The sequence below is a fragment of the Hydrogenivirga sp. 128-5-R1-1 genome (assembly GCF_000171895.1).
This window is the reverse complement of sequence record NZ_ABHJ01000001.1, coordinates 209,753-233,639: the sequence shown is the minus strand read 5'-3', so window position 1 is coordinate 233,639 and position 23,887 is coordinate 209,753. Positions and strand designations below refer to the sequence as shown.

The window sequence follows — 23,887 nt, the reverse complement described above, 5'->3', positions numbered from 1 at the left end:
GATAACAGTATGATTGAGAAGATAGTCTCCTCCTTCAAGGAGAGCGCCGAGGTCAAGTTAGCCTTCGTTGAGCTGTACAAGGACAAGATACTTGAGGTTGGGAGCATAATGGCTACCGCCATAAAGGACGGGAACAAGATCCTACTCTTTGGCAACGGAGGGAGCGCAGCCGATGCCCAGCACATAGCAGCGGAGATAGTGGGGCGCTACAAGAAGGAGAGGAAGGGACTGCCAGCCATAGCCCTGACCACCGACACCTCCATACTTACCGCCGTGGGCAACGATTACGGCTTTGAGACGGTGTTTGAGAGGCAGATAGAGGCTCTGTGCACTCCCGGAGACGTAGCGATAGGCATATCCACCTCCGGCAACTCCGAGAACGTCCTTAGGGCTATCAAAAAAGCCCACGACCTTGGAGCCACAACGGTCGCCTTCACGGGCAGGAACGGAGGGAAACTTGCGGAGGTGTCCCACTATGCCTTCGTGGTTCCAGCCTACGATACTCCCAGGATACAGGAGTGCCACATAACCCTCGGTCACGTCCTCTGTGAGCTGATAGACGATATGGTATGAGCAGGGTAGCTCTCTTCGTAAAGGATTCGGAGGAGGCTAAGAAGACCGCCGAGGAGATAGCCGAGTTCCTGAAGTCTAAAGGACACACAGTAAAGAAACTTCTGAATAGACCCCCTCTGGGGGTGAACCTGAACCTGAAAGGTTACAGGCTTATGGTCGTCGTGGGAGGTGACGGCACCTTCCTGGCGGGAGCGAGGCTTGCTTCAAGGTTTGGCATTCCCCTCCTGGGTATAAACGAGGGAAGGTTCGGCTTCCTGACCGAGATAGAGAGACACGAGGCTGTGGACGTGCTCAAGAGGCTCTTCTCTGGAAAGCTGAAGAGACAGAGGAGGATGATGCTCTCTACTTACCTGAACAGGGGCAGAAGGAGGAGGTTCCTCGGCAACTACCTGAACGACGTGGTCATATCCAAGAGCGCCATAGCGCGCATAATGGAGATAGAGGTGTTTGCGGACGACAACTTCATGGTGCACATATACGGGGACGGCGTTATAGTCTCATCTCCCACTGGTTCAACAGCCTACGCCCTGTCTGCAGGGGGACCGATAATATACCCAGACTCGGAGAACATACTCTTCGTTCCCATATGTCCCCACACCCTCTCCAACAGGCCGGTGGTTCTGCCCTCAAACTTCTCCCTGAAGTTGAAGGTGCTCTCTCCCAACAGAGCCTGCTACCTTACCATGGACGGGCAGGAGGGTATGTACCTTGATAGGGGAGACGTGGTGGAGGTGAGAAAGTCCAGAAGGTTCTGCGATATTTACGTCCACCCCGAGAAGGGGTTCTTTGAGATACTGAGAAGAAAGTTGAGGTGGGGATAACTACGGGTGCAAACCCGTCCTTAAATCTTGAAATGGTGTTGCCTTTGTAGGATAATTGTTTAACCTCGGAGGTTGACATGGATATAGGTGTTATACCGAACGCTACCCTCTGGATTCAGGCTATCCTCTTTTTAGCCTTCGTCCTCCTGATGAACTTTATATACGTAAAGCCTTACTCAGCTGTAATTGAGGGAAGGGAGGAGCTCGTAAGGAAGAACCTTGAAACCGCATCAAGGCTCCGTGAGGAAGCTAAGACTTACGTAGAAGAGGCGAGAGGTATCATAGACAAAGCGCGCTCTGAAGCCAACGCGATACTTGAGGAGGCAAAGAAGGAGGCTGCTAAGGTTAAAACGGAGATACTTGACAAAGCGGAGAAGGAAGCCCAGGCTGAGGTTGAGGTTAAGGTCAAGGAGATAAGGGAGTCTCTGGAGGAGGAGAAGAAGAAGCTGGAGGAAGCCGTCAGGGACATAGCCAACAGCATCGTCAAGAAGATACTCGGAGAGGCAGCATGAAGAAGAGATCCCTTTTATTGTTTCTGGTGTCCACGTCCGTGTTCGCCGCCGGAGGAGAGGGCGGTGCCCATCACAGCCCCCTTGAGCTATTCTGGAAGGGCTTCAACATACTTCTCTTCCTCGGGGCGGTCTACTGGTTTGGTAGAAACTACATAGCGGAGGCTTTCAACAACTTCTGGAAATCTCTTACCAAGAGCGTTGACGACTCGGAGAGAGAGCTTAGGGCTGCCAAAGAGGAGCTCCAGAGGGCTAAGGAAGAGCTTGAGAAAGCTAAGGTCAGGGCTGATGAGTCCATAGCCCTCGCAAGGGAGTCCGCCCAGACCGAGATAGAGAACGCCAAGAAGCATGCGGAGGAGGTCGCCCAGAGGATCAGAGAGAAGGCTCGTGAGACCGTGGAGATAGAGCTCAAGAAAGCTAAGGAGGAACTCGCCCTTTACGGAATGATGAAGGCGGAGGAGATAGCGAAGGGCATGCTTGAAGAAGCCTTCAGAGACCCGGAGGTTCAGAGGAAATACATAGAGACCCAGCTGAAGGTTCTGGAGGACAAGGGAAATGCATAGCAGGAAGGAGATAGCCCGTAAAGCGGTTCGTTTGCTGGTTAGGAGGCTTCCCAAGGATAAAAAGAGCCTCATATCAACGGGAGAGTTCATAAACTTCCTCGCTCAACTGTACAGGAAGAGTAGAGATGCGAGGAACTTCTTCGTCAGTCCCTTCGTGCCTAAGGAAAAGAAGGTAGCCCTTCTGAAGGAGATAATGGGGAAGTATGAAGTTCCCTCTGAGGCTCTTGAGGTATTTGATTACCTCCTTGACATAAATGCCCTCTCTCTGCTGCCTGAGATGAAGAGGCTTTACGACCACGAGGTTGAGAAGCTCATGAAGATGTCCAAGGGCTTCCTCTACCTCGCCAGGGAGATTGACGGCAGGGAAATAGAGAACATTACCGGTGTGATCCAGAAGGCTCTCGGTAGGGAGCTTGAGATAGAGGTCTCCTACGATGAATCCCTCATAGGAGGGTTCGTGTTCAAGACTTCAGGCTTCGTGGTTGACACATCGGTTAAGAGACAGCTTGAAAAACTCTTAGTTCACGGAGGTTAATCCCTATGGAAAGGACACTCATAATCATCAAGCCCGATGCTGTGCAAAAGAAGGCTACGGGAAAGATCCTTGACAGGTTTATTGAAGAAGGCTTTGAGGTCAGAGCTTTAAAGATGTTCAGGTTCACTGAGGATCAGGCAAAGCAGTTTTACATAGTTCATAAGGAGAGACCTTTCTACGGAGAGCTCGTTGAGTTCATGACCTCCGGTCCTGTCGTCGCCGCGGTTCTTGAGGGCGAGAACGCCATCCAGAGAGTAAGGGAGATAATAGGTCCCACCGATAGCGAGGAGGCGAGGAAGGTAGCCCCAAACTCCATAAGGGCTCTCTTCGGAACGGACAAGGGGCAGAACGCCATACACGCCTCTGACTCCGAGGAGTCCGCGAATTACGAGATACCCTTTATCTTCTCTGGTCTTGAGATCGTTTGAGGTAGAGCCATACGTAGTTTTCTTTTCTTATATGAGCCTTTAGGAGCTCTTCTGTTCCTGCGTTTGTGTTAATGGGATCACAGGAGACAAGGTAGCGCCAATTGGGTGTCAGCCTTGAGCTCTTTATAAACTCTCCCGTTATGAAGTCAAGGTACAGACACACAGCTTTCCTTTCGTCCGACCGGCAGTCGCACGCTATCTTGCCGCTATCCTTTACGAGCTGGCTTATAGCATAAGCGGTATCCTTTATGGGTCCCCTCTGGCGTTCCAGAATGGGCAACCCTACGAAACCGAAGATCAACCTCAGGAGGGCTAAAACGAGGACTGTCGCGACGAATATCTTCTTGAACTTCTCTTTATTGTGTAGGAGAAAGGCGAACAACACGGCGAGCAGTGGAAACAGAGGAAGCACGTACCTTCCTTTGGCGTTCACCGATGCCAGGTAGGGTAGGTAGTTGAGCAGCGCTATGAGTGTCAAAGCCTTTATATCTCTGTTTAAGGTTATGGTGTTCTTGCCTTTTATGAACAGAACCAATACGAACAGGCTTGCGGGTAGCAGTTGTTTGAAGTTTAGAAGTGGGTATGAAACCACATGCTTTATTAAGGATACAGGGCTACTGTCTCCTTTAACCTTGGCTACGGTTTCCCTGAACAAGGTCTGGGCGTAGGCGTATGGGTCTTGGGTGTTGAGAAGCCATACAGCCGGGATAATTATTGATACGAACGTTGCTATAAATATGCTTCTGAGCGTAACCCTCCCGGGTTTGTAGATGACAAGCACCGCCAGGACGCTCAGGAACCAGAAGGCATAGGAGGGCAAGCCTTTTAGCAGGAAGGAAAACCCTATAGCTATACCGGCTGCGTATATCATAATGGGCTTGTCGTCTCTCACGCCTATGAGAAGCAGAGATACGGAGAGCGTGTTTATTGCAGTTAGGGTCATGTCTATCTCTGCAAGGTATCCGTACCAGAAGAGCACGTCAGAAAAACTTATCAGTATTAATGATGCGAGCAGAGATGTTTCAACGTTACTGGTTATCTTCAGGGCTAACGCAAAGGTTATCAGGAGGGAGACTAAGAGCGCTGTTAGGGTAACGCTTCTGGCGGTCATCTCCGACCATGGTATGACCTTTGAACTTGCGAGGATCAGCCAGTTAAAGAGGGGCGGCTTGTTGTAGTAGGGCTCTCCCAGAAAGGTGGGCTGGAAAAGGTTATCGCCCTTGTCCATCTCATAGGCAACTATGGTTCTCAGAGCCTCCTCGCCTCTGAACTGGTAATTGTTGAGATTGGGTAGCATAGAGAGGAAACATACTGATACGAGCAGTAAAGTCAAAGACTTCATAGTAGGTCTATAATTTTACGGGTTATCCTCCTGATGGAAAAATCTCTTGTACTAAAGTTTTGCACCTCTTGACAAGAGAGCATTCAAGTCTGTCAAAAGAACCTTCCAGGGGATTTCCTCAAGGGAGGTAAGAACCATGAACGAAGCTAAATACAACGCTCTGCTAAATATTTTCTCATATTCTCCTTATACCCTGTCCTCCTCACCTATTTACTCAGCCTCAACTCTTTCAAGATTCCTGAGTTCCTTTGACTTTAACCCAATGCCTCAAATCCAATCCCTCATACACCAACTCCTCGCTAAACTCAGCTCCTCCCATAAAGCCTTCCTCATCGCCGATACCACACTCCTGAGAAAAACAGGCTCCAAGATTGAAGGTGTCAATAAGCTCTACGACCCTTCCTCAAAAAGAATCGTCTTAGCCCACAGGGCACTGGTCATAATCCTGTCGGTGGGCAATTTAAGAGTGTCTCTCCATGTTGAGCTACTCCGCGACGTCAAGCCTGTGGATGCCCTGATAGAAGCTCTGAAAAGGCTCCTGCACTCTCTGAAGAGACTATTTCCCAATCTCCTTTTCCTCTGCGATGCAGGGCTTACCTGCAACAGGCTCCTTGAATTCATCCTGTCCGAAGAATTTGATTTCGTGTGTGCTATAGGTCAAGGAAGAGTGGACAAAGAGAGTAAAGAGAAGCTCAGAGACCTGTGGTTTCCGAGAGCTGAAAAGGTAAAGCTAAAAGGAGTGGATAAACACCTCTATGCCTACAGGGTAAGTGATGGTAGTGATAAGGAGGGAGTGAAGGTGAGCAATAAGTGTCTTGGGAAGAAGCGGCTTGAAGATTTCTACAGGCAGAGATGGTCTCAAGCCTATAAGCCTTGAGGAGCATATGGTCAGGAGGCTAAGAGCTATAAGGCTTTGGATAATGGCGGTATGGCATGTTGTGCTTTTGAAGCTGAGGTCTAAGCTTAATGGCGTAGATTTCAGGGGGTATCTGTTGTCTCTTGTGTTTCCTCCCATTGTGCTTGAGCTTATTGAAGTGCTTGAGTTTGTTCAAGACATTGCAGGGCGAAGTTTGAGGTTTGCTCCTTTCCCTGACGATAGGCTTGTTCTGTTCCTGCTCCGAAATCTGATAGGAGGTGGCTCATGTTGTGCAAAAGTTTAGGTTCTTTAATTTTCATGCCACTCTGCTCTGTCCAAAAATAGCTTTAGATACTCCCTGTTCTTTGCATCTTCCCCTTTCACATATGCGGACAGGCTCATGTTCATACCACCCCTGCCATCATAAGCATATTCATTATCCCTACCTTGAACACCAGTTCCTTCTTCATATTCTCAAACTTCAAACTCACTACATACTCCCCAAACCATCGCTTGAATACTGAGAAGAAATTCTCCACAAGCCACCTCTTGCCATACTCTATTCTTTCCTTCCATCGCCTCTTCCCCCTCCTTATAGCCCTTACCACTTCATCCCTCAATGGATTTCCCCTTACCTTCGCCCCCTTCCTCACAAGCACTCCCGCACATATACCCTCATCATGCAAATACCTGAAAAACTCATGTGTGTCGTATCCGCTATCAGCCACAACCTTGCTCACTTTCTTGCCCTTGTCCTTTGCCTCCCTCTTAGCACCTTCTACAAGCTTTTTAGCTTTCTGACTGTCATGGACTCTCTCGTCCGTTACCTCTATCTCCACTACCTTCTTCCTTTTGAGGTCAAAGGCTACGTGTAGTTTTATCCATCCTTTCCTTGCCCTCTTGCCATGCTTCTTCCTGAGCCATTCCCCTCTGTTGGTAACCTTTATGCCCGTGGAGTCAAGGACTATTACGAAGTCATCTGGCAGGTCTTCCGGGTCTGGGAAGTCTTTAATGTTTATTTCCATGGTTTTGAATCTGTAGTGTAGAGTCCTGAAGTCAGGGATTTTCAAGCCTGAGTTTTGGAAGAGCTTTTTAGCGAGTCCCTGGGTTTGTCTGTATGGGAGTTTCAGGGCGAACTTTATGAAGAGGAGCATCAAGATGAGGTGGTCTGAATACACCGGCGGTCTACCTGTATTTCTATTCCTCTCACTCTTAGCTTTTAGACCAAAGCTCATGGAGTCTATGAGTATTTCACCCCTCTTTACAAGCTCTCCGTTGTATTTGCTCCAGTCCCTGCTCATGGGTCTTTATTCTAATGGGTAGGGCTTTTTAGACAAAGCAGCCACTCTAAACAACTTCTTCCAAAAGTTTTCTTACTATGACTTTTCTATGAAACTGATCAGCTGTATGACGGGCCTTGAGAGAGAGTTTATCGTATACACTATTTTGTTCCAGTAAGTCTATTACTTTTCTAACCATGCCTTCAATGTCTCCAAATGGTATTAAGACTTCTTTATTATATGCACCCAGTATTTCTTTATACCCCGAGTGTTGATTGTAAAAGGCTATAGGTGGTACACCTAGGGCTAAACTTTCAAGAATAACTCTGCCCAACCCTTCTCTACGGGCAGTATGTATGAGCAGTTTAGCCCTTCCCATATACTTATAAGGATTTTCTCTGAAACCAGTAATAAGCACAAATTTATCAAGTTTATATTCGCTAATTTTATTTCTTAATATATTTTCAAGTCCACCTTGTCCAACATAGCATAATTTTACATCTTTATATTTTAAGATTCCTTTCAGCACTTCTAAGGCAAGTAGGGGTTCTTTCTGTTCATCTATCCTTCCTACCCATACAAGTACGTTTCTCTTTCTAAAGAAATTTTCAAACTCTTTTTCTATGGGCTCTTTTGCAAGCTCCCTTATTCTATCTAAGTCTATGGGGTTGTATATAACTCTTATCTTGTCCTCATTTACATAAAACGTTCTCTCTAGATCCGATTTCACGGCGGGTGAGATTGCAATTACTTTATCCATGTTCTCATAAATTCTTTTTATGAAAAATCTGTACGGTAGTTTCCACGGTTTCATATGCCACGGTCTCAGATCTCTTTCTATTCCAATAAACTTAACCCTATCGCTATTCAATATTTTTTTAGTTATGGATGCAGTAGTTATTTGTGTTAACATATTAGCTATTACTATATCAGGCTTTTCCTCTCTTATAGTAGTGTATAGCTTAAAGGGCCTATCTATGTCACCAACGGCATTTAGAGGTATGACTCTTACGGGTACATTCACATCATCAGCGCTTTTCTTGTTGACTACAAATGTAACTTCTGCGCCTAATTCTCTAAAGCCTTTCATAAGCTCTAAATTGGATGCAAGGTTGCCATAGTTGAATTTGCTAATTGTATTTATATAAATAAGTATTTTCATAGCCAAATCTAAATATAATCAGACACCATGCACTTGGGTTTGTCCTTTGTGAGTTTACTGAGGCGTCTACCTATGCCTGCCGCCAGTATTACCGCCTGCATACCTTCAACCGCTTATAATTGTATTTCATGAAGCCCTTCAAAGGAGAGAGGATATTCACCCCTGGACCCGTTGAGATTCCTGACAGGATAAGAGAAGTTCTCGGCAGGCAGATAATCCATCACAGGACGTCTGAGTTCAGGGAAGCATTTTTGGAAACTAGAGAGCTCTTTAAACAGCTCGTTGACTGCAAGGAAGAGAACTTCGTGTTCTTCGCCTCTTCGGGCACGGGTGCCATGGAAGCGGCAGTACTGAACTTCTTTGATGAGGGAGATAAGGTAATAGCCGTAGTTGGAGGAAAGTTCGGCGAGCGCTGGGCTGAGCTGGGGAAGAAGTACAGGCTGAACGTCATAGAGCTTGAGGTTGAGTGGGGAAAGAGCGTTGAACCTGGGGCTGTGGAGAACTTGCTTAAAGATAACCCTGACTGTAAGGGTGTCCTCGTCCAGGCATCGGAGAGCTCAACTGGCGTGTATCACGATGTTAGGGCACTCGCACAGGTCACTAAAGACACGGACGCCCTCCTCGTGGTTGACGCCATAACAGCCCTCGGCGTTTACAATATGAAGCCCCACGAGTGGGGTCTGGACGTGGTCGTGGGAGGTTCTCAGAAAGCCTTTATGCTACCGCCAGGTCTGTCTATGCTGTGGTTCTCAGAAAGAGCTAAGGAAAGGCTGACCGCCAGGTCTTACTACTTCAACGTAAAGGAAGAGCTTAAGAAACAGACAGATGGACAGACAGCTTTCACACCGGCGATAGGTCTGATCCTTGCCCTGAGGGAGTCCCTATCCATACTCCTTGAGAGCGGCATGGATGCTGTTGAGGAGAGGTACAGGCTCATCTCTGAGGGGTTGAGTAAAGCTATGGATGCTCTGGGGCTGTCCATCTTCCCCGAAAACCCGTCTATAGCGATGACCACCGTTATGCCTGAGGGCGTTGATCCGGAGGCTCTCAGAAAGGAGATGCTCAGGCTCGGCGTCAGAGTTGCGGGCGGACAGGGAAAGCTGAAGGGAAAGATATTCAGAGTATCCCACATGGGAATGGAGCTTTTAGATATGCCCGTGGTTCTTTCAGCTTTAGAGGTGGCTCTCAATAAACTCGGGTGTGTAAAGACCTTCGGTGCCGGGGTAGGAGCATACCTGGACACTTTATCCACCGGAATCAAGCATGGGTAAACTTCCTCTATCCGTGGCGATAATAACCTACAACGAGGAAGATAGGATAGGCAGAACCCTTGAGGCTGTTAAAGACATAGCCTCCGAGATAGTGGTGGTTGACTCCCACTCTACCGACAGGACGAGGGAGATCGCAGAGTCTTACGGGGCAAAGGTTTACGTTGAGGACTGGAAGAGCTACGCCGGGCAGAAGAACTATGCCCTTGAGAAGTGTACCCAGGAGTGGGTGCTCTTCTTAGACGCTGACGAGGTCGTATCGGAGGAGCTGAAGCGCTCTATCGTTAAAGCTGTGAATTCAGGAAGGGCTGACGCTTTCTACCTGAACAGGAAGACTTACTACCTGGGAAAGTTCCTTGAGCATATATGGCAGCCCGACTGGGTCTTGAGACTTGCGAAAAGGAGCTCTGATCCCAAGTGGGTAGGTGGTAGTGTTCACGAGCGACTTGAGGTTAAGGGCAGGGCTGAGAAGCTGGAGGGATACCTTTACCACTACACTTACAGAGACCTGTCCGACCACTTCCAGAAGTCCCTCAGGTACGCAAGGCTGTCCGCCGGGGATATGTTCAGAGGCGGAAAGAGGTTTAAGCTCCACAAGTTAGTCCTGAACCCCGTGTGGGCTTTCCTCAAGCAGTACTTTATCAAAGGGGGCTTCCGAGACGGCATCAGGGGTCTCTCCGTATCAATGAGCTACTTCTTTTCAACCTTCCTGAAATACATGTTCCTCTGGGAGCTTGAGCAGGAGGAGAGGAGGAAGGGTGGCAGAGGTTAGCGTGGTGATACCCGTCTATAACGGGGAGAGGTACATAAAGGAGTCCGTTGGGTGTGTGTTGAATCAGACCTTTAAAGATGTGGAGGTCATCGTAGTAGACGACGCTTCGCGTGATAGGACACAGGACGTAGTTTATGAAAACTTTGGGGAGCTTATAGGTGAGGGAAAGATAAAGTACATGAGAAACGAGAGGAACATGGAGAGGGCTTTTTCCAGGAACGTGGGTTTTGAGAACTCTTCTGGAGAGTACGTTTTCTTCTTAGACCACGACGACCTGTGGAAGGAGAACCACATTGAGGAAGTTCTGAAGGCTTTTCCCGGCTATGACGTGGTTTACTCCTTCCCGAGGAGCTTCATAGACGACGGCTCGCAGGTGTTCCGGAGGTCTGGCAAAAGGATAAAGCCCCTGGAAGAGACCATATTTTCGGGAAACATCGGCTACCCTTCCGCCTCAGCTTTCAGGAGGGAGAGCTTCCCCGGTTACAACGGGAACTTCATCATGAGGGAAGACTGGGAGATATTCATAAGAAGCTACCTTGAAGGCTTGAAGATAAGGATCGTTGACTCGGACACGGTTCTCATAAGGGAGCACCCCCACAGGACGAGCAGGAGCAAGCTTTTTCTGGAAGCTACGAAGGCTGTATACGAAGCCTACAAGGATAAAGTACCGGAAGAGTGCCTTCCCCACTTCTTGCTCCACATTTCGGACGTAGCCTTCCGGTTCGGGGATTTCAGAACGGGTTACAGGGTTTTCTTTGAAGCTGTGAGTAAGAAGCCCAGCATCTTGGCTGACAGGAGGAACCTCCTGAACTTTCTCAAGAGGGGCTTTCGGCTGGACAGGTTTCTCGGATTCAGAGCTTAGGCTCTTTCCCTAAGGGCCTTCTCCCCGAACTTGAACATGAGTAAGTAGAGGGGAAGTAGGGCGTCCCAGAAGAAGGTGAACACAGAAGCTACGAGGTGAACCAAGAGAGGGATCATTCCCATAAGGTAGAGCACCTCCTCCCCTCCGGACACCCTTGAGCGGAGGAACTCTCTGAAGGCGATGAAGTATATGAGGAGTATGGACACAAGTCCTATGATCCCCCTCTCTATGGTTTCCGACACGAGTATTATAGACTCGTACCTCTGCCAGCTCTTGGGGCTCTTCTCGTGGGGCAGGTAGAGACCCGACCTTATCCCGTGCCCCAGCAGGAGGTTCACGTACCTTCCCTCCTTTATATCGCTCTCTATTATCTTTATGCCGTCCAGCATTATGTTGAGCCTTGAGGAGCTTATAATGTTCAGGGCGTTTGTGTCCAGTTTTCTCTTTCCAAGGACTACCTCGTTCAGAACCTTGAACCTTACATCCTTGGTTGATAGGAATACGTAAGCTACAGAACCACCCAGCAGTATAAACACAAGCAGCAGAACTACGTACCTGCCCTTCAACAGCTTGCTTCTGTACATCAGGTAAGACAGGGCGAGAAAGACCACGGGTATGCTCAGCAGGTAAGACCTCCTTGCGGAGAAGACCACAACCGCGAAGAAGGAGAGAGCGAGCAGGACGTAGAAGAAGACTCCGAAGTTAAACTTCTTTCCCTGCAGGTAAAGGTACGTAGCTATCAGTAATGAAGCGAAGGCGAACAGGGTGTAAAAGGAGGCAACCTCAAAGTGCCCTCCCCAGAAGAGTTTGTACGTGTTCGTTTTAGTTACGTTGTATAGGAGAACCGGCAGTCCCAGCAAGCCCAGAAGCACGAAGATGTAGTTGAGCTTTACGAGGGTCTTCCCTGTGCGTTCAGGGTTCAGGAAGTATATGACCTGGAAGAGCCCCTCGCTCACACTCTTTACGAACATCTTGGGGAAGAAGAGAGCTGTCGGCACGAGGGTTGAAAGTACGTAACCGGAGAGAGGTATTCTCAGGCTGCCGCGGAAGGCCATGCCCCCTCTGAGGAGAAATATCAGTATCCCGAGTATCACGAGACCTTCGTAGACGCTTATTGACAAGAAAGAGGCTACCGACAGCAAGATCAGGTAAGAACCCATGGGTATAATCTTATCCCATGATAAAGTTCGGGACGGACGGATGGAGGGCGGTAATAGGAGACCAGTTCACCTACGGGAACGTCAGAAAGGTCGCCCGGGCGCACGCAGAGGTCTTGAAAAAGAGAGGGCTTGGAAAGGTCGTGGTGGGCTATGACTGGAGGTTCTCCTCGGAGCACTTTGCCGCTCAGATATACGATGTGTTCAGGGCTGAGGGCATTGAGGCGAAGCTCGTTGAGAGGGCGTGCACCACACCTATGGTCTCTTTTGCGGTGAAGTACATGGGCTTTGAAAACGGTGTTATGGTTACAGCCTCCCACAACCCGCCTAACTACAACGGCTACAAGGTCAAGGAGAGCTTCGGAGGCTCCGCAACACCAGAGTTCATAGCGGAGATAGAGAGGGGTATAGAGAACTCCTCCGACGAACCAGCCCCAAAATCGGAACCCGAGACTCTTGAAGTTGAGAGCAAATACCTTAGTAAGGTCAGGGGAGAGATAAGCCTTGAGCTCTTTAGGGAGAGAGGGCTCAAGGTAGTTCACGACGCCATGTACGGAACCTCCTCCGGGCTTCTATCCAGAGCTCTGGAAGATACAAGGGCTCAGGTTACGCCCATAAGGTCATACAGAGACGCTCTCTTCGGTGGACACGCACCAGAACCCGTTGAGAAGAACCTCGCCCTTCTCAAAGAGAAGGTTAGGGCTGAGGGGGCGGACGTGGGCGTGGCTAACGATGGAGACGGAGACCGTATAGCGCTCGTAGATGAGAGGGGCGAGTACGTCAACACCCAGCTCATATACGTCCTGCTCCTCCTTCACCTGATAAAGCACAAGAACATGAGGGAGGGCATAGTTGTCAAGACGGTGTCTACCACATACCTTGCGGACAGGATATGCAGGGCGGAGGGTATAGAGCTCAGGGAAGTTCCAGTAGGGTTCAAGAACATAAACGAGCTGATACTGAAGGAGAAGGTTATATTCGGAGGCGAGGAGAGCGGAGGGTACGGCATACCCTCATACCTTCCAGAGAGGGACGGTCTCATGTCAGCCCTATTCGTGCTGGAGCTCATGCTCCTGAAGGGCAGACCCCTGTCGGAGATAATAGAGGAGGTCTTTGATACCTACGGCAGGGCTTACTACAAGAGGGTAGACTTCCCTGCGGACGAGGGGATAAAGGCTAAACTTAAAAGTTTGATAGAGAGACCGCCTTCGGCGGTGGGTGGAAGGAGCGTAAGGAGAGCTATAACCATAGACGGGCTGAAGCTGGTGTTTGAGGACGAGAGCTGGCTCCTCTTCAGGGCTTCCGGAACCGAGCCCCTAATACGAGTTTACGCTGAGGCGCCCTCTCAGGAAGAACTTGAGGAGCTAACAGAGGCTGGTATATCCCTCATAAGTGTATAATTTTTAAGCTTAAACTCCCCGGAGGTAGTTAGGTTGGCAAACATAGTGGTTTCCCCCATGACCTTTGAACCCGTATACTCCCAGGATGCGGAGATAGTTGAGAGGAAGGGCACGGGACATCCCGATACAATATGCGATTCCATAGCGGAGGAGCTCTCCGTTGAGCTCTCCAAGCTTTACCTTGAAGAGTTCGGTGCTGTGATGCACCACAACGTTGACAAAGCCCTGCTTGTGGGAGGGGTAGCCCATCCCGTATTCGGCGGGGGCGAGGTCATATCCCCGATAGAGATATACCTGGTGGGCAGGGCTGTTAACGAGAGAGAGGGCAGACCGCTCCCCGTTGAGGAACTCGCCATAGAGGCTACCCGCAGGTGGATAAGGGAGAACGTGAGGAACCTTGACCCGGACAGACACATAATAATCAAGCCCAGGATAAAGCCGGGGAGCAGGGATCTCGTTGACCTATTCCTGAGGTTCCAGCAAAGGGGAGAAGTCCCCCTCGCCAACGACACATCTTTCGGTGTCGGTTTTGCTCCCTTTGACGACCTGGAGAGGGTCGTGTTTGAAGCGGAGCGCTTCCTCAACTCGGAGGAAGTCAAGAGGGAACACCCTGAGGTAGGCGAGGACATAAAGGTGATGGGCGTGAGGATAAGGGACAGGATAAGGATAACCGTAGCCTGCGCCTTCGTCAGCAGATACGTGGAGAGCCTTGAGGATTATCTCGGGAAGAAGTCCGTGATACACGGTAAGCTCAGGGAGCTCGTGTCAGGGCTGACCGATAAAGAGGTTGAGGTCTTCATAAACACAGCGGACGACCCGGAGCAGGGTTCAGTCTACATAACTGTTACGGGAACTTCAGCCGAGCAGGGTGACGATGGACAGGTGGGCAGGGGCAACAGGGTCAACGGGCTGATAACGCCTTACAGACCCATGAGCCTTGAAGCTGCCGCCGGAAAGAACCCCGTATCCCACATAGGGAAGATATACAACGTGGTGGCAAACCTCATAGCGGACAGGGTAGTGAAGGAGATAGAGGAAGTTGAAGAGGCTTATTGCTACATAGTATCCCAGATAGGAAAACCCATAAACGAACCTCAGGTGTGCGACGTTAAGGTGAGAACCGCAAAGGACCTCCCCGGTATAGAGGGGGAGATTGCAAGGATTGCCCAGGAGGAACTTGACCGGATGCCCAACACCTGGGAGAGGTTCTTGAAAAAGGAATTCTCTGTAGCCTGAGATGCTTACAATTTCCTTGACAGTAGGGTCATAACGCTGTTATATTTTTGACTACCTTTTTGGAGGCGTCTATGGGAGAGTACGGGGCTCTTTTTGTCTTTGCGCTCATAGCGGTTACTATCGGGCTCGTGTTCGCTTTCCTGAACGATATCTTAGGAACACGCAGGAAGGATCCCATGGAGGACTACCCTTACGAGTGTGGAGTTCCCCTCTACGACCCGGAGGCGCGGGGAACCTTCAAACAGGGTTACTACCTTTTGGGGCTCTTGCTCATACTCTTTGATATAGAGGCTGCCTATCTTTTTCCATGGGCGGTGGTGTTTAAGGAGATAGGTCTCTACGGGCTTATAGAGGCTGCTCTCTTTATATTTATACTCGCCCTTGGCTTTCTCTACGCCTGGGCTAAGGGTGCGCTCAGGTGGCAGACCTGAAGAGGAGGTAACGGCTATGGCCAGCATAAACTCAAACGGCTTTGTGACTACAACCGTGGACGAGCTCCTGAAGTGGGGCAGGAGGAACGCCCTCTGGCCCGTGACCATAGGGCTCGCCTGCTGTGCTATAGAGATGATGCACGCTGCTGCGTCTCGCTTTGACTTAGACAGATTGGGGGTGATATTCAGGGCTTCTCCACGCCAGTCGGACGTCCTAATAGTGGCTGGAACTGTGGTGAATAAGGTCGCTCCCATGCTGAAGCTGATATGGGATCAGATGCCCGACCCAAAGTGGTGCATATCCATGGGTGGGTGCTCAAGCGCAGGGGGACCCTTTCCCACCTACTCAACCCTTCAGGGCATAGACAGGATAATACCCGTTGACGTTTACGTTCCCGGCTGTCCTCCCACACCGCAGGGGTTGATCTACGGAATACTTCAGCTCCAGAGGAAGATAAAGGAGCAGGGCGTAACCAAGTACGACAGGGCTTTTGACCAGTTCAGGAAGGACGTTGAGAAGGAAGGTCTCTTCGTTCCTCAGGAGATGAGCGTTTAAGGAGGAAAGGGTGCCTTGGATTAACAGAGCTTCCGTTGACAGGATAGGGCAGGAGTTCGGAGGTGATGTAAGCTTCTCCTTCGGGGAGCACGCCACCTCCGTGGAGGTTTCACACCTCAGGTTTAAAGAGTTTCTCCGGCACCTAAGGGATAGGGAACGCTTTCTCCACTTCATAGATATGACATGTATAGACTTCCCCGAAGACCCCCGCAGGTTTCAGGGCGTTTACATCCTGTACAACCCCGACGAGAACGAGAGGCTAATCGTAAAGACCTGGGCTAACAACGGGAAACTCCCCACGGTGTCAGACCTGTGGCCCGGCGCCAAGTGGGCTGAGAGAGAAGCCTACGATATGTTCGGCGTGGAGTTCGTTGGGCACGAGAACCTTAGAAGGATGTTCATGTGGGAAGGATACGAGTACTTCCCTCTCAGAAAGGACTTTCCCATAGAGGGTATACCTGAGCAGGAACTTCCCTCCCTCACGGAGGTTCTTCAGGGCAGAACAGACCCACCTTCTCATGACTATGAGCTTTTGCACACCAAGGTTCCGACACTTGAAGACCTTGAGAGGACGGAGAAAGCTCGTCTCCAGAAGAAGGCTCAGCTCGTTCTAAACTGGGGACCCCTCCACCCGGGGACTCACGGGACTATATGGTTCTTATTTGACCTTGAAGGCGAGTTTGTAGTTCAGAGTGATGTGGTTCTGGGACAGCTCCACAGGGGAATGGAGAAGATAGCGGAGAACGTATATTACTTCCAGTTCCTACCCTATACGGATCGTATGGACTACATCTCAGCTATATGCAATGAGCTCTCCTACGTGACCGCTGTTGAGAAGCTTCTAAACATAGAGGTACCCGAAAAGGCAAGATACATAAGGACTATGTTCGCAGAGCTCCAGAGGATAAACTCCCACCTGCTGTGGCTCGGGACGGGTGCCCTTGACCTCGGAGCACTGACGGTTTTTCTCTACTGCTTCCGTGAGCGTGAGAAGATAATGGACCTCATAGAGGGGAACGCAGGATACAGGCTCACCACCGCCTTCCTCAGGATAGGGGGTGTTCACTACGACCTCGCTCCTGGAACCCTTGATGCAGTTAGAGCCTTCATAAAGGACTTTCCCCAGAAACTCAAGGAGTACCACATGCTCCTTACAAGGAACAGGATATGGCTCAGGCGAACCAAGGACGTGGGCATCATAACCAGAGAGGACGTTTACGCCTACGGACTCTCCGGTCCCGTGGCCAGGGCTTCCGGCGTTCCCTACGATCTCAGGAAGCTTGAACCTTATGCAGCCTACGACGAGGTTGATTTTGATGTTCCCGTGGGAGAGGTGGGCGACGTTTACGACAGGTATCTGGTTCGTATGGAGGAGATGGCTCAGAGCGTGAGGATTATAGAGCAGTGTGTTGATAAGCTTGAGAAACTTCCAAAAGACGCACCTTACATAAACAAGGATCACCCTGCGGTTATCCCTCCCAAGGAAGATGTCTTTATGTCCCTTGAGGACATGGTTCAGTCTTTCAGGGTTGTGGTGCACGGTGAGAGCGCACCCGTAGGAGAGGTTTACTCCTCCGCTGAGAACCCGAGGGGTGAGCTCGGCTTTTACATATATTCCAGAGGCGGAAGCAAGCCTTACAGACTAAGGATAAGGTCTGGGGCTTTATACAACCTCTCCGTATTTCCCAAGCTTATAGAGGGAAGAACCATAGCGGACGCCATAGCCTTGCTGGGTAGCTTAGACCCTGTGGTGGGAGAGACGGACAGATGAGCGTGAAGGACAGGGCTATCTCTTACGAGGATATTGCGAGTATACCCGAGGGGTATGAGGTGATAGAGGGGAAGTTGAAAGAGTTGGCACCTGCAGGTGGGGAGCACGGATATTTTGAACAGAAGGTAAGTAGGAAGATTGATGAGAGATTTGAGAGTAGCGGCTACGTCCTTGTGGGTGAGGTCGGCATAGTCATATCCAGGGATCCTCTCACCGTCCGGGCGGCGGACATAGTGTATATCTCCAAAGATAAATTAAAGAGCGTTCCTAAGGGTATGCTGGAGGTTCCTCCAGACCTCGTGGTGGAGATAATATCTCCCTCCAATACCTTTGAAGAGGTTGAGGAGAAGGTGGCGGACTACCTTAACTTCGGTGTAGGTAGAGTCCTCCTAATAGACCCGAATGCCAAAAAGGTTACGCTCATAAACGAGGATAGGAAGATAGAGATAAAGAACTTTGACGAAGAGGTTGAGATCCTTCCGGAGCTGAAGGTGAGAATGTCCGATCTTGGAGGTTCTGAATGAACGAGTTCGTGATCTCACTTGTAGTGACGCTCGTGAAGATAGGGGTTCTTTTGGGTGTTGCCCTCGGGCTGGGCGCCTATCTGACGTGGTTTGAGAGGAAGCTCGCTGGACACATACAGGCGAGACTGGGACCTACGGTGGTAGGACCCTTCGGTCTGCTACAACCTCTCGCTGACGGGCTCAAGCTCATGACCAAGGAGTCCATAATCCCGAGGGGAGCGGACGTTCCCGTTTACTACCTCTCAATAATGATGGCGGTGGCACCCGCCATACTGCTCTTCTCGGTCATACCCTTTGGTCCTGAGTTCACCCTCTTCGGATACCAGATAAAGCCCATCATATCGGACGTGAACATAGCCCTTCTGGTGGTCTTCGCCATGGGCTCGCTTGCGGTTTACGGGACTATATTCTCCGGATGGGCTTCCAACTCTAAATACGCCTTCATAGGTTCCCTTCGTAAAGCGTCGGTGATCATCGCCTACGAGGTGGTATTGGGCTTTTCCGTTTTGGGTGTGATACTGCTGGCGGGCACCATGAGCACCGTCGGTATAGTTGAATCTCAGATAGAGAGGGGTGTCTGGTTCATCTTTTACCAGCCCGTAGCCTTCATACTCTTTCTTTTCTGTATGTTGGCTGAGTCCGGAAGGGTTCCCTTTGACATACAGGAGGCTGAGGCGGAGCTCGTCACGGGATACAACGTTGAGTACGGGGGCATGAGGTTCGGAGCCTTGCCTCTTGCGGAGTGGTATCTGAACGTTATGGCTCTCTCCGCCATAGCGGTGGTTCTCTTCTTCGGCGGTTGGTCGGGACCCAACATACTGGGTGCCTTCTCTCCGTACTTCTGGTTCCTAACCAAGATGTTCGGGCTTGTCTTCTTCGTGATATGGCTTCACTGGACGCTCCCGAGGTTTCAGGCTAAGGACATAACCGAGATAGCCTGGAAGATAATGCTGCCCCTTGCTCTCGCCAACGTACTGGTGACCGCTGTGGTGGTTTACGCCTTTGGAGGTGGACAATGAGGATAAAGAGGCTCAGCAGAAAGGACTACCTCAACATAGCGGAAGCTATCTTCTTCATAGATTTTCTCAAGGGGCTCTCTGTCACCCTAAGGAACCTCTTCAGGAAGCCCATAACGACCGAGTATCCCAAGGAGAAATTAACACCTCCAAAGAGGTTCAGGGGTGCTCACGGACACTTTGTGTGGGACGGAAGTGAGCCGGACTCACTCAAAGCGATAGAGAAGTTTATGAGCTACGAGAGGGGCAAGAGCAGGTGTGTTGCCTGTTACATGTGCCAGACCGCCTGTCCAATGCCCACACTCTTCAGGATAGAGGCGGTTCAGCTACCCGACGGCTCTAAGAAGGTAACGAGGTTTGATATGAACCTGCTCAACTGCCTCTTCTGTGGGCTCTGTGTGGACGCCTGTCCCGTGGGCTGTCTCACCATGACCGACCTCTACGAGCTCGCTGGATACTCAAGGAGAGATGAGGTGTTAAGGATGGATAGGCTTGAGGAACACGGCATAGACTTTACCAAGAGGAGAGGTGATGAGCCAGATAGGATATGGCCTAACGACCAAGAGCGTGAAAAACTTTGGGGGAAGATAGAGTGGAGTGGTTGATACTTGGCGTCCTTGGTTTTTGGCTTCTTGCGTCCGTCTTAGGGGCTGTTCTCGTTAAGAGCCCTGTTCACTCTATACTCTTTTTCCTTTCCGCAGTTTTAGCTATGGCAGGGATATTCCTAAGTCTGGGGGCGGAACTTCTTGCGGGTCTTCAACTGATAATCTACGCGGTGGCAATAGTGGTCTTCTACGTTCTGGTCATAACGACCATACCTTGGGAGAAGGTAAAGAGGTTTGAGGGCGTTTACAGAAGGGAGTTCCTCATGGGGCTCCCTGTTGTGCTAGTCGTTTTTGCTCTTATGGGATATATGGTTCTCAAGGGAAAGCTCGCTCAGCCCTCAGAGGCTGTGCAGGACAACGTGAGGGAGCTTGGAAAGACCCTCTTCACCTCCTATCTCTTTCCCTTTGAAGTGGCTTCAGTTATACTTTTAGTCGCCATGATAGGAGCCATACTCTTAGGGAGGAAGGAGGAATGACCATAGAGAAGGCATACATACTGCTCAGCATACTCATATTCCTCATAGGCCTATTTGGGGTTATCGTAAGGAAGAACCTTATAACCATACTGGTGAGCACCGAGATAATGCTCAACGGGGTTAATCTAACCCTCGTGACAGTGGATAAGTACCTCGGGAAGGTGGACGGGCAGATATTTTCCCTGTTCATACTAACCGTGGCTGCGGCTGAGGTGGCTGTCGGTCTGGGACTTGTTATTTCTATATTCAGGCTGAAAGGATACGAAGGCTCTTCGGAGACAGTTCATCTGAGGGATTGAGGTATGGAAGGTATCTTCGTCATACTTATGCCACTTTTTGCGTTTTTGATAATAGCCTTCTTCGGGAGGCGTATAGGAGACCTGACCAGCGGAATACTCGCCGTATTGGGAAGTGCTTTCTCCTTCGTTTTCTCTCTTTACATGGTCTTTAAATCCCTCCACACACCTGTACAGATAAAACTCTATGAGTTCTTACCCTTAGAGGGCTACACCCTCACAGTAGGCTTTTACTTTGACGCCCTATCATCAATAACAACAGCAGTAGTCACCTTCGTAGCCACACTCATATTCATCTACTCCATAGGCTACATGCACGACGAATTCGGAAAATGGACATACAAATTCTACGCCTACCTATCCCTGTTCCTCTTCGCAATGCTACTAATAGTCCTCTCCGACAACCTCCTCGGAATATTCTTCGGCTGGGAAGGAGTCGGATTAGCCTCTTATCTATTAATTGGCTACTACCACAACCTAAAGAAAGCCACCAACGCATCCTTAGAAGCCTTCGTAATGAACAGAATAGGAGACTGGCTATTTATCTTTGGAATAATAGCCACCTTTTTAATATTCAACACCCTTGACATAGTAGAAATATTCCAAAAAATACCCACAACCCAGAGCGCACTAATAGGCTTAGCAACACTCCTTCTCTTTGGAGGAGCGGTAGGGAAATCAGGACAACTACCACTGCACACATGGCTACCCAACGCAATGGCAGGACCCACGCCAGTCAGCGCACTCCTGCACGCAGCCACCATGGTAGCAGCAGGAGTGTACATGGTAGCCAGACTATACCCACTATTTGAAGCAGCACCACAAACACTGAAAGTAGTGGCGGTAATAGGAGGACTAACAGCCCTCTTTGCGGCACTTGCAGCCACATCACACACAGACATGAAGAAGATAATCGCCTTCTCCACCATGTCCCAACTCGGGTACATGTTTCTTGCCCTTGGAGTGGGGGACAAAGGAGGGGCTATGTTCCACCTCACCACCCACGCCTTTTTCAAAGCGCTCCTATTTCTCGCAGCAGGTTCTGTGATAACAGCCTTTCACCACAAACTATACGACATATACAACTTTGGGGGACTTAAGAAGTACATGCCCGTGACCTATGCCAGCTTCACCATAGGAGCCTTAGCCCTTGCAGGAGTGTTCCCGCTATCGGGCTTCTGGAGTAAGGACAGGCTGATAGGGAGCTACTACGAAGCGAGCTTTGTGTGGGGTCTATTAGGAACCATAGTAGCATTCCTAACCGCCTACTACATATTCAGGGAAGGGTTTGTGGTATTTCATGGGGAGGAGAGGTTCAGGAAGATAGATCCTCACGAGCCCAAGGAAGTGAGTTCTGTTATGACGGTGCCTATGGTGATATTGGGGGTAATGGCTGTAATAGCAGGATTTTTTGAGGGATGGTATGTACATGCTGTTGGTGGTGAACATAAGGAGATCCATCTGAATGTTGCTGTGACCTCCGTGGCGGTCGGTCTGACGGGAATACTGATCGCCTATCTCGTATTCGTTAGAAGGGTGGTGTCTCCCGAGGGTATGGCGTCTGTTCTCGCACCCTTGAGGGTTACCTTTAAGGAGCAGTTCTTTACCGAGAGGATATACCACAAGGGTATAGCAGGCGGTTACATGGTTCTATCAAAGGCAGCCTTCTACGTGGGAGATCGCTTTATCATAGATGGGTTCATAAACACAGCCTACAAGCTCTTTTTCAGGTTCGCCAAGGACGTTTGGAAGACCTTTGATATAAAGTCCATAGACATATTTATCCATTGGCTCGCTCTGAGTATGTTCCGCTCTGGAAGGGTTCTCAGGAACTTGCAAACTGGACTGCTGAACAACTACGTTCTCTTTTTGCTGGTTGGAATAATAGTCGTGCTCGGTATAATGCTCTATGCGCTTGACAGGGTGAAGGGGTGAGCTGAGATGGACATAGTTAGGACGGACTTTCCCTTTATCAGCCTATCGCTGGTGATTCCGGCACTCTTTGCCCTCGCGGTGGTGTTCGTCCCTGAGAGGTTCATCAGGGCGGTTTCCCTCCTTGGGGCTGGCTTGACCTTTCTCGTTTCGCTGTGTGTCCTGTATCTGTTTGATTACTCAAGGACTGCAGCCGTCCAGTTTTACGAAGAGTATGTGATCCTTGAAGAGCTCAGGGTTAAGCTCTCCCTCGGTCTTGACGGTCTTTCACTCCTTATGTATTTCCTTACCACGCTCGTCTCCCTCGTGGCTATAGTGTGGTCGGTGAGGGACAGGCAGATAAGCTTCAGGCTCAGAGAGTACTTCTTCGCCTTTCTTATGACGGAGAGCTTTCTGGTGGGTGTTTTCGCCAGCTTTGATGTGCTGGTGTTCTATGTTTTTTACGAGCTTACACTCATTCCCATGCTCTTCGCCATAGGTGTCTGGGGATACAAGCTCAGGCTTTACTCCGCCTACAAATTTTTCATATACATCTTTGCCTCTTCCCTGTTCTTGCTTTTAGGGATAGCGTCCGTTGCTGTGGTTCACTTTACCAATAAAGGCACGTTCTCCTTCAGCTACTTTGATCTGCTCAAGAACTCTTACACTCCCGGTCTTGAGATATTCATATTTCTGCTTTTCTTCATAGCCTTCGCAGTAAAGACACCCCTTGTGCCCTTCCATACCTGGCTTCCCGATGCTCACGGAGAGGCTCCAACCGCGGGTTCCGTAGTCCTTGCGGCGATACTGCTTAAGATGGGGACTTACGCCCTCCTCAGATTCAACATAGGGCTCTTCCCCGACGCAACGGTTAAGCTCATGCCCTTTATGGTTGCTATAGGCATAATCACAATTATTTACGCTTCCTGGATGACGATAGTTCAGAACAACATAAAGAGGTTCGTTGCTTACTCTTCAGTCTCCCACATGGGATTTGTGGTTACTGCCATGTTCCTGCTCAACCACGAAGGTCTGAGGGCTTCCGTGATGGAGATGTTCGCCCACGGGATGACCAGTGCCAGCCTCTTTATGATCGCAGGCTTTATATACGGGAGGCTGCACACCTTCAACATGGAGAACCTGAGGGGTTCTGTGAAGTTCATGCCCGTGTTTGCGGTGATAGTCGCTACCACTGCTTTTGCTGCCATGGGGCTTCCGGGAGGCTCGTCCTTCTGGGGTAAGTTCCTGACGATGCTCGCTGCCAAGGAGTACTCCTACCAGCTCGCTCTCCTCGTCCTGGCGGGAGGTTTCTTCAGTGCCGCTTACGTCCTCTTCATGCTGAAGACCCTCTTCCTTGACGTTAAGGAGGAGAGCATACTCATACACTTCACGGACGTGAGGGGCTTCAAGCTCGCCTCCTTCGTTATGCTTGTTGTGCCCATCCTTGTAATAGGTTTCTTCCCTCACCTGTTTTTCAACATGTTTGAGGGTTCCATAGGTTTTATACTCAAGAACTTGCTCGGACTGGAATGAGGAG

27 protein-coding genes are annotated in these 23,887 nt (G+C 49.9%); 23 read left to right on the top strand and 4 right to left on the bottom strand.

Features of this window, described 5'->3' with window-relative positions; all coding sequences use genetic code 11:
- Positions 1-9 precede the first annotated feature (9 nt).
- From gmhA to ndk, 6 genes are all read left to right on the top strand, one after another.
- Positions 10-573, top strand: coding sequence for a D-sedoheptulose 7-phosphate isomerase (gene gmhA, locus HG1285_RS15825; RefSeq protein WP_008286037.1), 564 nt, complete (start codon positions 10-12; stop codon positions 571-573).
- Complete coding sequence (locus HG1285_RS15830; RefSeq protein ID WP_008286036.1) at positions 570-1,394, top strand: NAD(+)/NADH kinase; 825 nt, start codon at positions 570-572, stop codon at positions 1,392-1,394. The genes gmhA and HG1285_RS15830 overlap by 4 nt, the downstream gene beginning before the upstream one ends.
- A 77-nt stretch (positions 1,395-1,471) precedes the next feature.
- On the top strand, positions 1,472-1,906 hold the full coding sequence (locus tag HG1285_RS15835) for an ATP synthase F0 subunit B (protein ID WP_008286035.1): 435 nt from the start codon (positions 1,472-1,474) through the stop codon (positions 1,904-1,906).
- Positions 1,903-2,466 carry an ATP synthase subunit B gene (locus HG1285_RS15840; protein WP_008286034.1) on the top strand — a complete coding sequence of 188 codons (564 nt, stop codon included), beginning with the start codon at positions 1,903-1,905 and terminating at the stop codon, positions 2,464-2,466. Before HG1285_RS15835 ends, HG1285_RS15840 begins: the two co-directional genes overlap by 4 nt.
- The gene (gene atpH / locus HG1285_RS15845) at positions 2,459-3,001 is read left to right on the top strand and encodes an ATP synthase F1 subunit delta (protein ID WP_008286033.1); all 543 of its coding nucleotides are present in this window, start codon (positions 2,459-2,461) and stop codon (positions 2,999-3,001) included. Before HG1285_RS15840 ends, atpH begins: the two co-directional genes overlap by 8 nt.
- A 5-nt stretch (positions 3,002-3,006) precedes the next feature.
- Positions 3,007-3,429 carry a nucleoside-diphosphate kinase gene (gene ndk / locus HG1285_RS15850; RefSeq protein WP_008286032.1) on the top strand — a complete coding sequence of 141 codons (423 nt, stop codon included), beginning with the start codon at positions 3,007-3,009 and terminating at the stop codon, positions 3,427-3,429.
- Here ndk and HG1285_RS15855 read toward each other — a convergent pair.
- Positions 3,401-4,726 (bottom strand): glycosyltransferase family 39 protein, encoded by a 1,326-nt coding sequence (locus HG1285_RS15855; protein WP_008286031.1) that lies wholly within the window; start codon positions 4,724-4,726, stop codon positions 3,401-3,403. The two genes, ndk and HG1285_RS15855, sit on opposite strands and share 29 nt — an antisense overlap.
- A gap of 181 nt (positions 4,727-4,907) precedes the next feature.
- Here HG1285_RS15855 and HG1285_RS15860 point away from each other — a divergent pair, with 181 nt between their 5' ends.
- The gene (locus tag HG1285_RS15860) at positions 4,908-5,648 is read left to right on the top strand and encodes a hypothetical protein (RefSeq protein ID WP_032496261.1); all 741 of its coding nucleotides are present in this window, start codon (positions 4,908-4,910) and stop codon (positions 5,646-5,648) included.
- On the top strand, positions 5,602-5,931 hold the full coding sequence (locus HG1285_RS15865; RefSeq protein WP_157560415.1) for a hypothetical protein: 330 nt from the start codon (positions 5,602-5,604) through the stop codon (positions 5,929-5,931). Before HG1285_RS15860 ends, HG1285_RS15865 begins: the two co-directional genes overlap by 47 nt.
- Positions 5,932-6,031: 100 nt before the next feature.
- Here the strand turns inward: HG1285_RS15865 and HG1285_RS15870 are convergent, their stop codons facing one another.
- The gene (locus tag HG1285_RS15870) at positions 6,032-6,928 is read right to left on the bottom strand and encodes an IS5-like element ISHysp1 family transposase (protein ID WP_008286027.1); all 897 of its coding nucleotides are present in this window, start codon (positions 6,926-6,928) and stop codon (positions 6,032-6,034) included.
- Positions 6,929-6,974: 46 nt separating this feature from the next.
- Positions 6,975-8,069, bottom strand: a complete 1,095-nt coding sequence (locus HG1285_RS15875) for a glycosyltransferase (protein WP_008286026.1) — start codon at positions 8,067-8,069, stop codon at positions 6,975-6,977.
- A gap of 128 nt (positions 8,070-8,197) precedes the next feature.
- On the opposite strand from HG1285_RS15875, the gene HG1285_RS15880 reads away from it, so the two are divergent.
- From HG1285_RS15880 to HG1285_RS15890, 3 genes are read left to right on the top strand one after another with little or no spacing between them, the layout of a single operon-like run.
- Positions 8,198-9,340 (top strand): alanine--glyoxylate aminotransferase family protein, encoded by a 1,143-nt coding sequence (locus HG1285_RS15880; protein ID WP_008286025.1) that lies wholly within the window; start codon positions 8,198-8,200, stop codon positions 9,338-9,340.
- A complete protein-coding gene (locus tag HG1285_RS15885; RefSeq protein ID WP_008286024.1) occupies positions 9,333-10,109 on the top strand; it encodes a glycosyltransferase family 2 protein in 777 nt (258 codons plus the stop codon). Before HG1285_RS15880 ends, HG1285_RS15885 begins: the two co-directional genes overlap by 8 nt.
- Positions 10,096-10,971 carry a glycosyltransferase family 2 protein gene (locus tag HG1285_RS15890; protein WP_008286023.1) on the top strand — a complete coding sequence of 292 codons (876 nt, stop codon included), beginning with the start codon at positions 10,096-10,098 and terminating at the stop codon, positions 10,969-10,971. The genes HG1285_RS15885 and HG1285_RS15890 overlap by 14 nt, the downstream gene beginning before the upstream one ends.
- On the opposite strand, the gene HG1285_RS15895 is transcribed toward HG1285_RS15890, so the two are convergent.
- Positions 10,968-12,131: a hypothetical protein gene (locus tag HG1285_RS15895; RefSeq protein ID WP_008286022.1), complete on the bottom strand. Its 1,164-nt coding sequence runs from the start codon at positions 12,129-12,131 to the stop codon at positions 10,968-10,970. The genes HG1285_RS15890 and HG1285_RS15895 overlap by 4 nt on opposite strands.
- Before the next feature lie 17 nt (positions 12,132-12,148).
- On the opposite strand from HG1285_RS15895, the gene HG1285_RS15900 reads away from it, so the two are divergent.
- The 12 genes from HG1285_RS15900 to HG1285_RS15955 all read left to right on the top strand — a co-directional run bounded on the left by HG1285_RS15900 (position 12,149) and on the right by HG1285_RS15955 (position 23,883).
- Positions 12,149-13,528, top strand: coding sequence for a phosphoglucomutase/phosphomannomutase family protein (locus HG1285_RS15900; RefSeq protein ID WP_008286021.1), 1,380 nt, complete (start codon positions 12,149-12,151; stop codon positions 13,526-13,528).
- Between the two features lie 33 nt (positions 13,529-13,561).
- Positions 13,562-14,764 (top strand): methionine adenosyltransferase, encoded by a 1,203-nt coding sequence (locus tag HG1285_RS15905; RefSeq protein ID WP_008286020.1) that lies wholly within the window; start codon positions 13,562-13,564, stop codon positions 14,762-14,764.
- Between the two features lie 71 nt (positions 14,765-14,835).
- Positions 14,836-15,195: an NADH-quinone oxidoreductase subunit A gene (locus HG1285_RS15910; RefSeq protein ID WP_008286019.1), complete on the top strand. Its 360-nt coding sequence runs from the start codon at positions 14,836-14,838 to the stop codon at positions 15,193-15,195.
- 16 nt (positions 15,196-15,211) lie between these two features.
- Complete coding sequence (gene nuoB / locus HG1285_RS15915) at positions 15,212-15,751, top strand: NADH-quinone oxidoreductase subunit NuoB (protein WP_008286018.1); 540 nt, start codon at positions 15,212-15,214, stop codon at positions 15,749-15,751.
- A 43-nt stretch (positions 15,752-15,794) separates the two neighbouring features.
- Positions 15,795-17,522: an NADH dehydrogenase (quinone) subunit D gene (nuoD, locus tag HG1285_RS15920; protein WP_232219441.1), complete on the top strand. Its 1,728-nt coding sequence runs from the start codon at positions 15,795-15,797 to the stop codon at positions 17,520-17,522.
- Complete coding sequence (locus tag HG1285_RS15925) at positions 17,519-18,046, top strand: Uma2 family endonuclease (protein ID WP_008286016.1); 528 nt, start codon at positions 17,519-17,521, stop codon at positions 18,044-18,046. The genes nuoD and HG1285_RS15925 overlap by 4 nt, the downstream gene beginning before the upstream one ends.
- The gene (gene nuoH / locus HG1285_RS15930; protein WP_008286014.1) at positions 18,043-19,065 is read left to right on the top strand and encodes an NADH-quinone oxidoreductase subunit NuoH; all 1,023 of its coding nucleotides are present in this window, start codon (positions 18,043-18,045) and stop codon (positions 19,063-19,065) included. The genes HG1285_RS15925 and nuoH overlap by 4 nt, the downstream gene beginning before the upstream one ends.
- Entirely contained in the window at positions 19,062-19,667 is a 606-nt protein-coding gene (locus HG1285_RS15935) for an NADH-quinone oxidoreductase subunit I (RefSeq protein ID WP_008286013.1), read from the top strand. Before nuoH ends, HG1285_RS15935 begins: the two co-directional genes overlap by 4 nt.
- A complete protein-coding gene (locus tag HG1285_RS15940; RefSeq protein ID WP_032496260.1) occupies positions 19,655-20,143 on the top strand; it encodes an NADH-quinone oxidoreductase subunit J in 489 nt (162 codons plus the stop codon). The genes HG1285_RS15935 and HG1285_RS15940 overlap by 13 nt, the downstream gene beginning before the upstream one ends.
- Positions 20,140-20,442 carry an NADH-quinone oxidoreductase subunit NuoK gene (gene nuoK / locus HG1285_RS15945; RefSeq protein WP_008286011.1) on the top strand — a complete coding sequence of 101 codons (303 nt, stop codon included), beginning with the start codon at positions 20,140-20,142 and terminating at the stop codon, positions 20,440-20,442. The genes HG1285_RS15940 and nuoK overlap by 4 nt, the downstream gene beginning before the upstream one ends.
- Positions 20,443-20,445: 3 nt before the next feature.
- Entirely contained in the window at positions 20,446-22,374 is a 1,929-nt protein-coding gene (gene nuoL, locus HG1285_RS15950) for an NADH-quinone oxidoreductase subunit L (protein WP_008286010.1), read from the top strand.
- A 6-nt stretch (positions 22,375-22,380) separates the two neighbouring features.
- Positions 22,381-23,883, top strand: a complete 1,503-nt coding sequence (locus HG1285_RS15955; protein WP_008286009.1) for an NADH-quinone oxidoreductase subunit M — start codon at positions 22,381-22,383, stop codon at positions 23,881-23,883.
- The last annotated feature ends 4 nt before the right edge of the window (positions 23,884-23,887 follow it).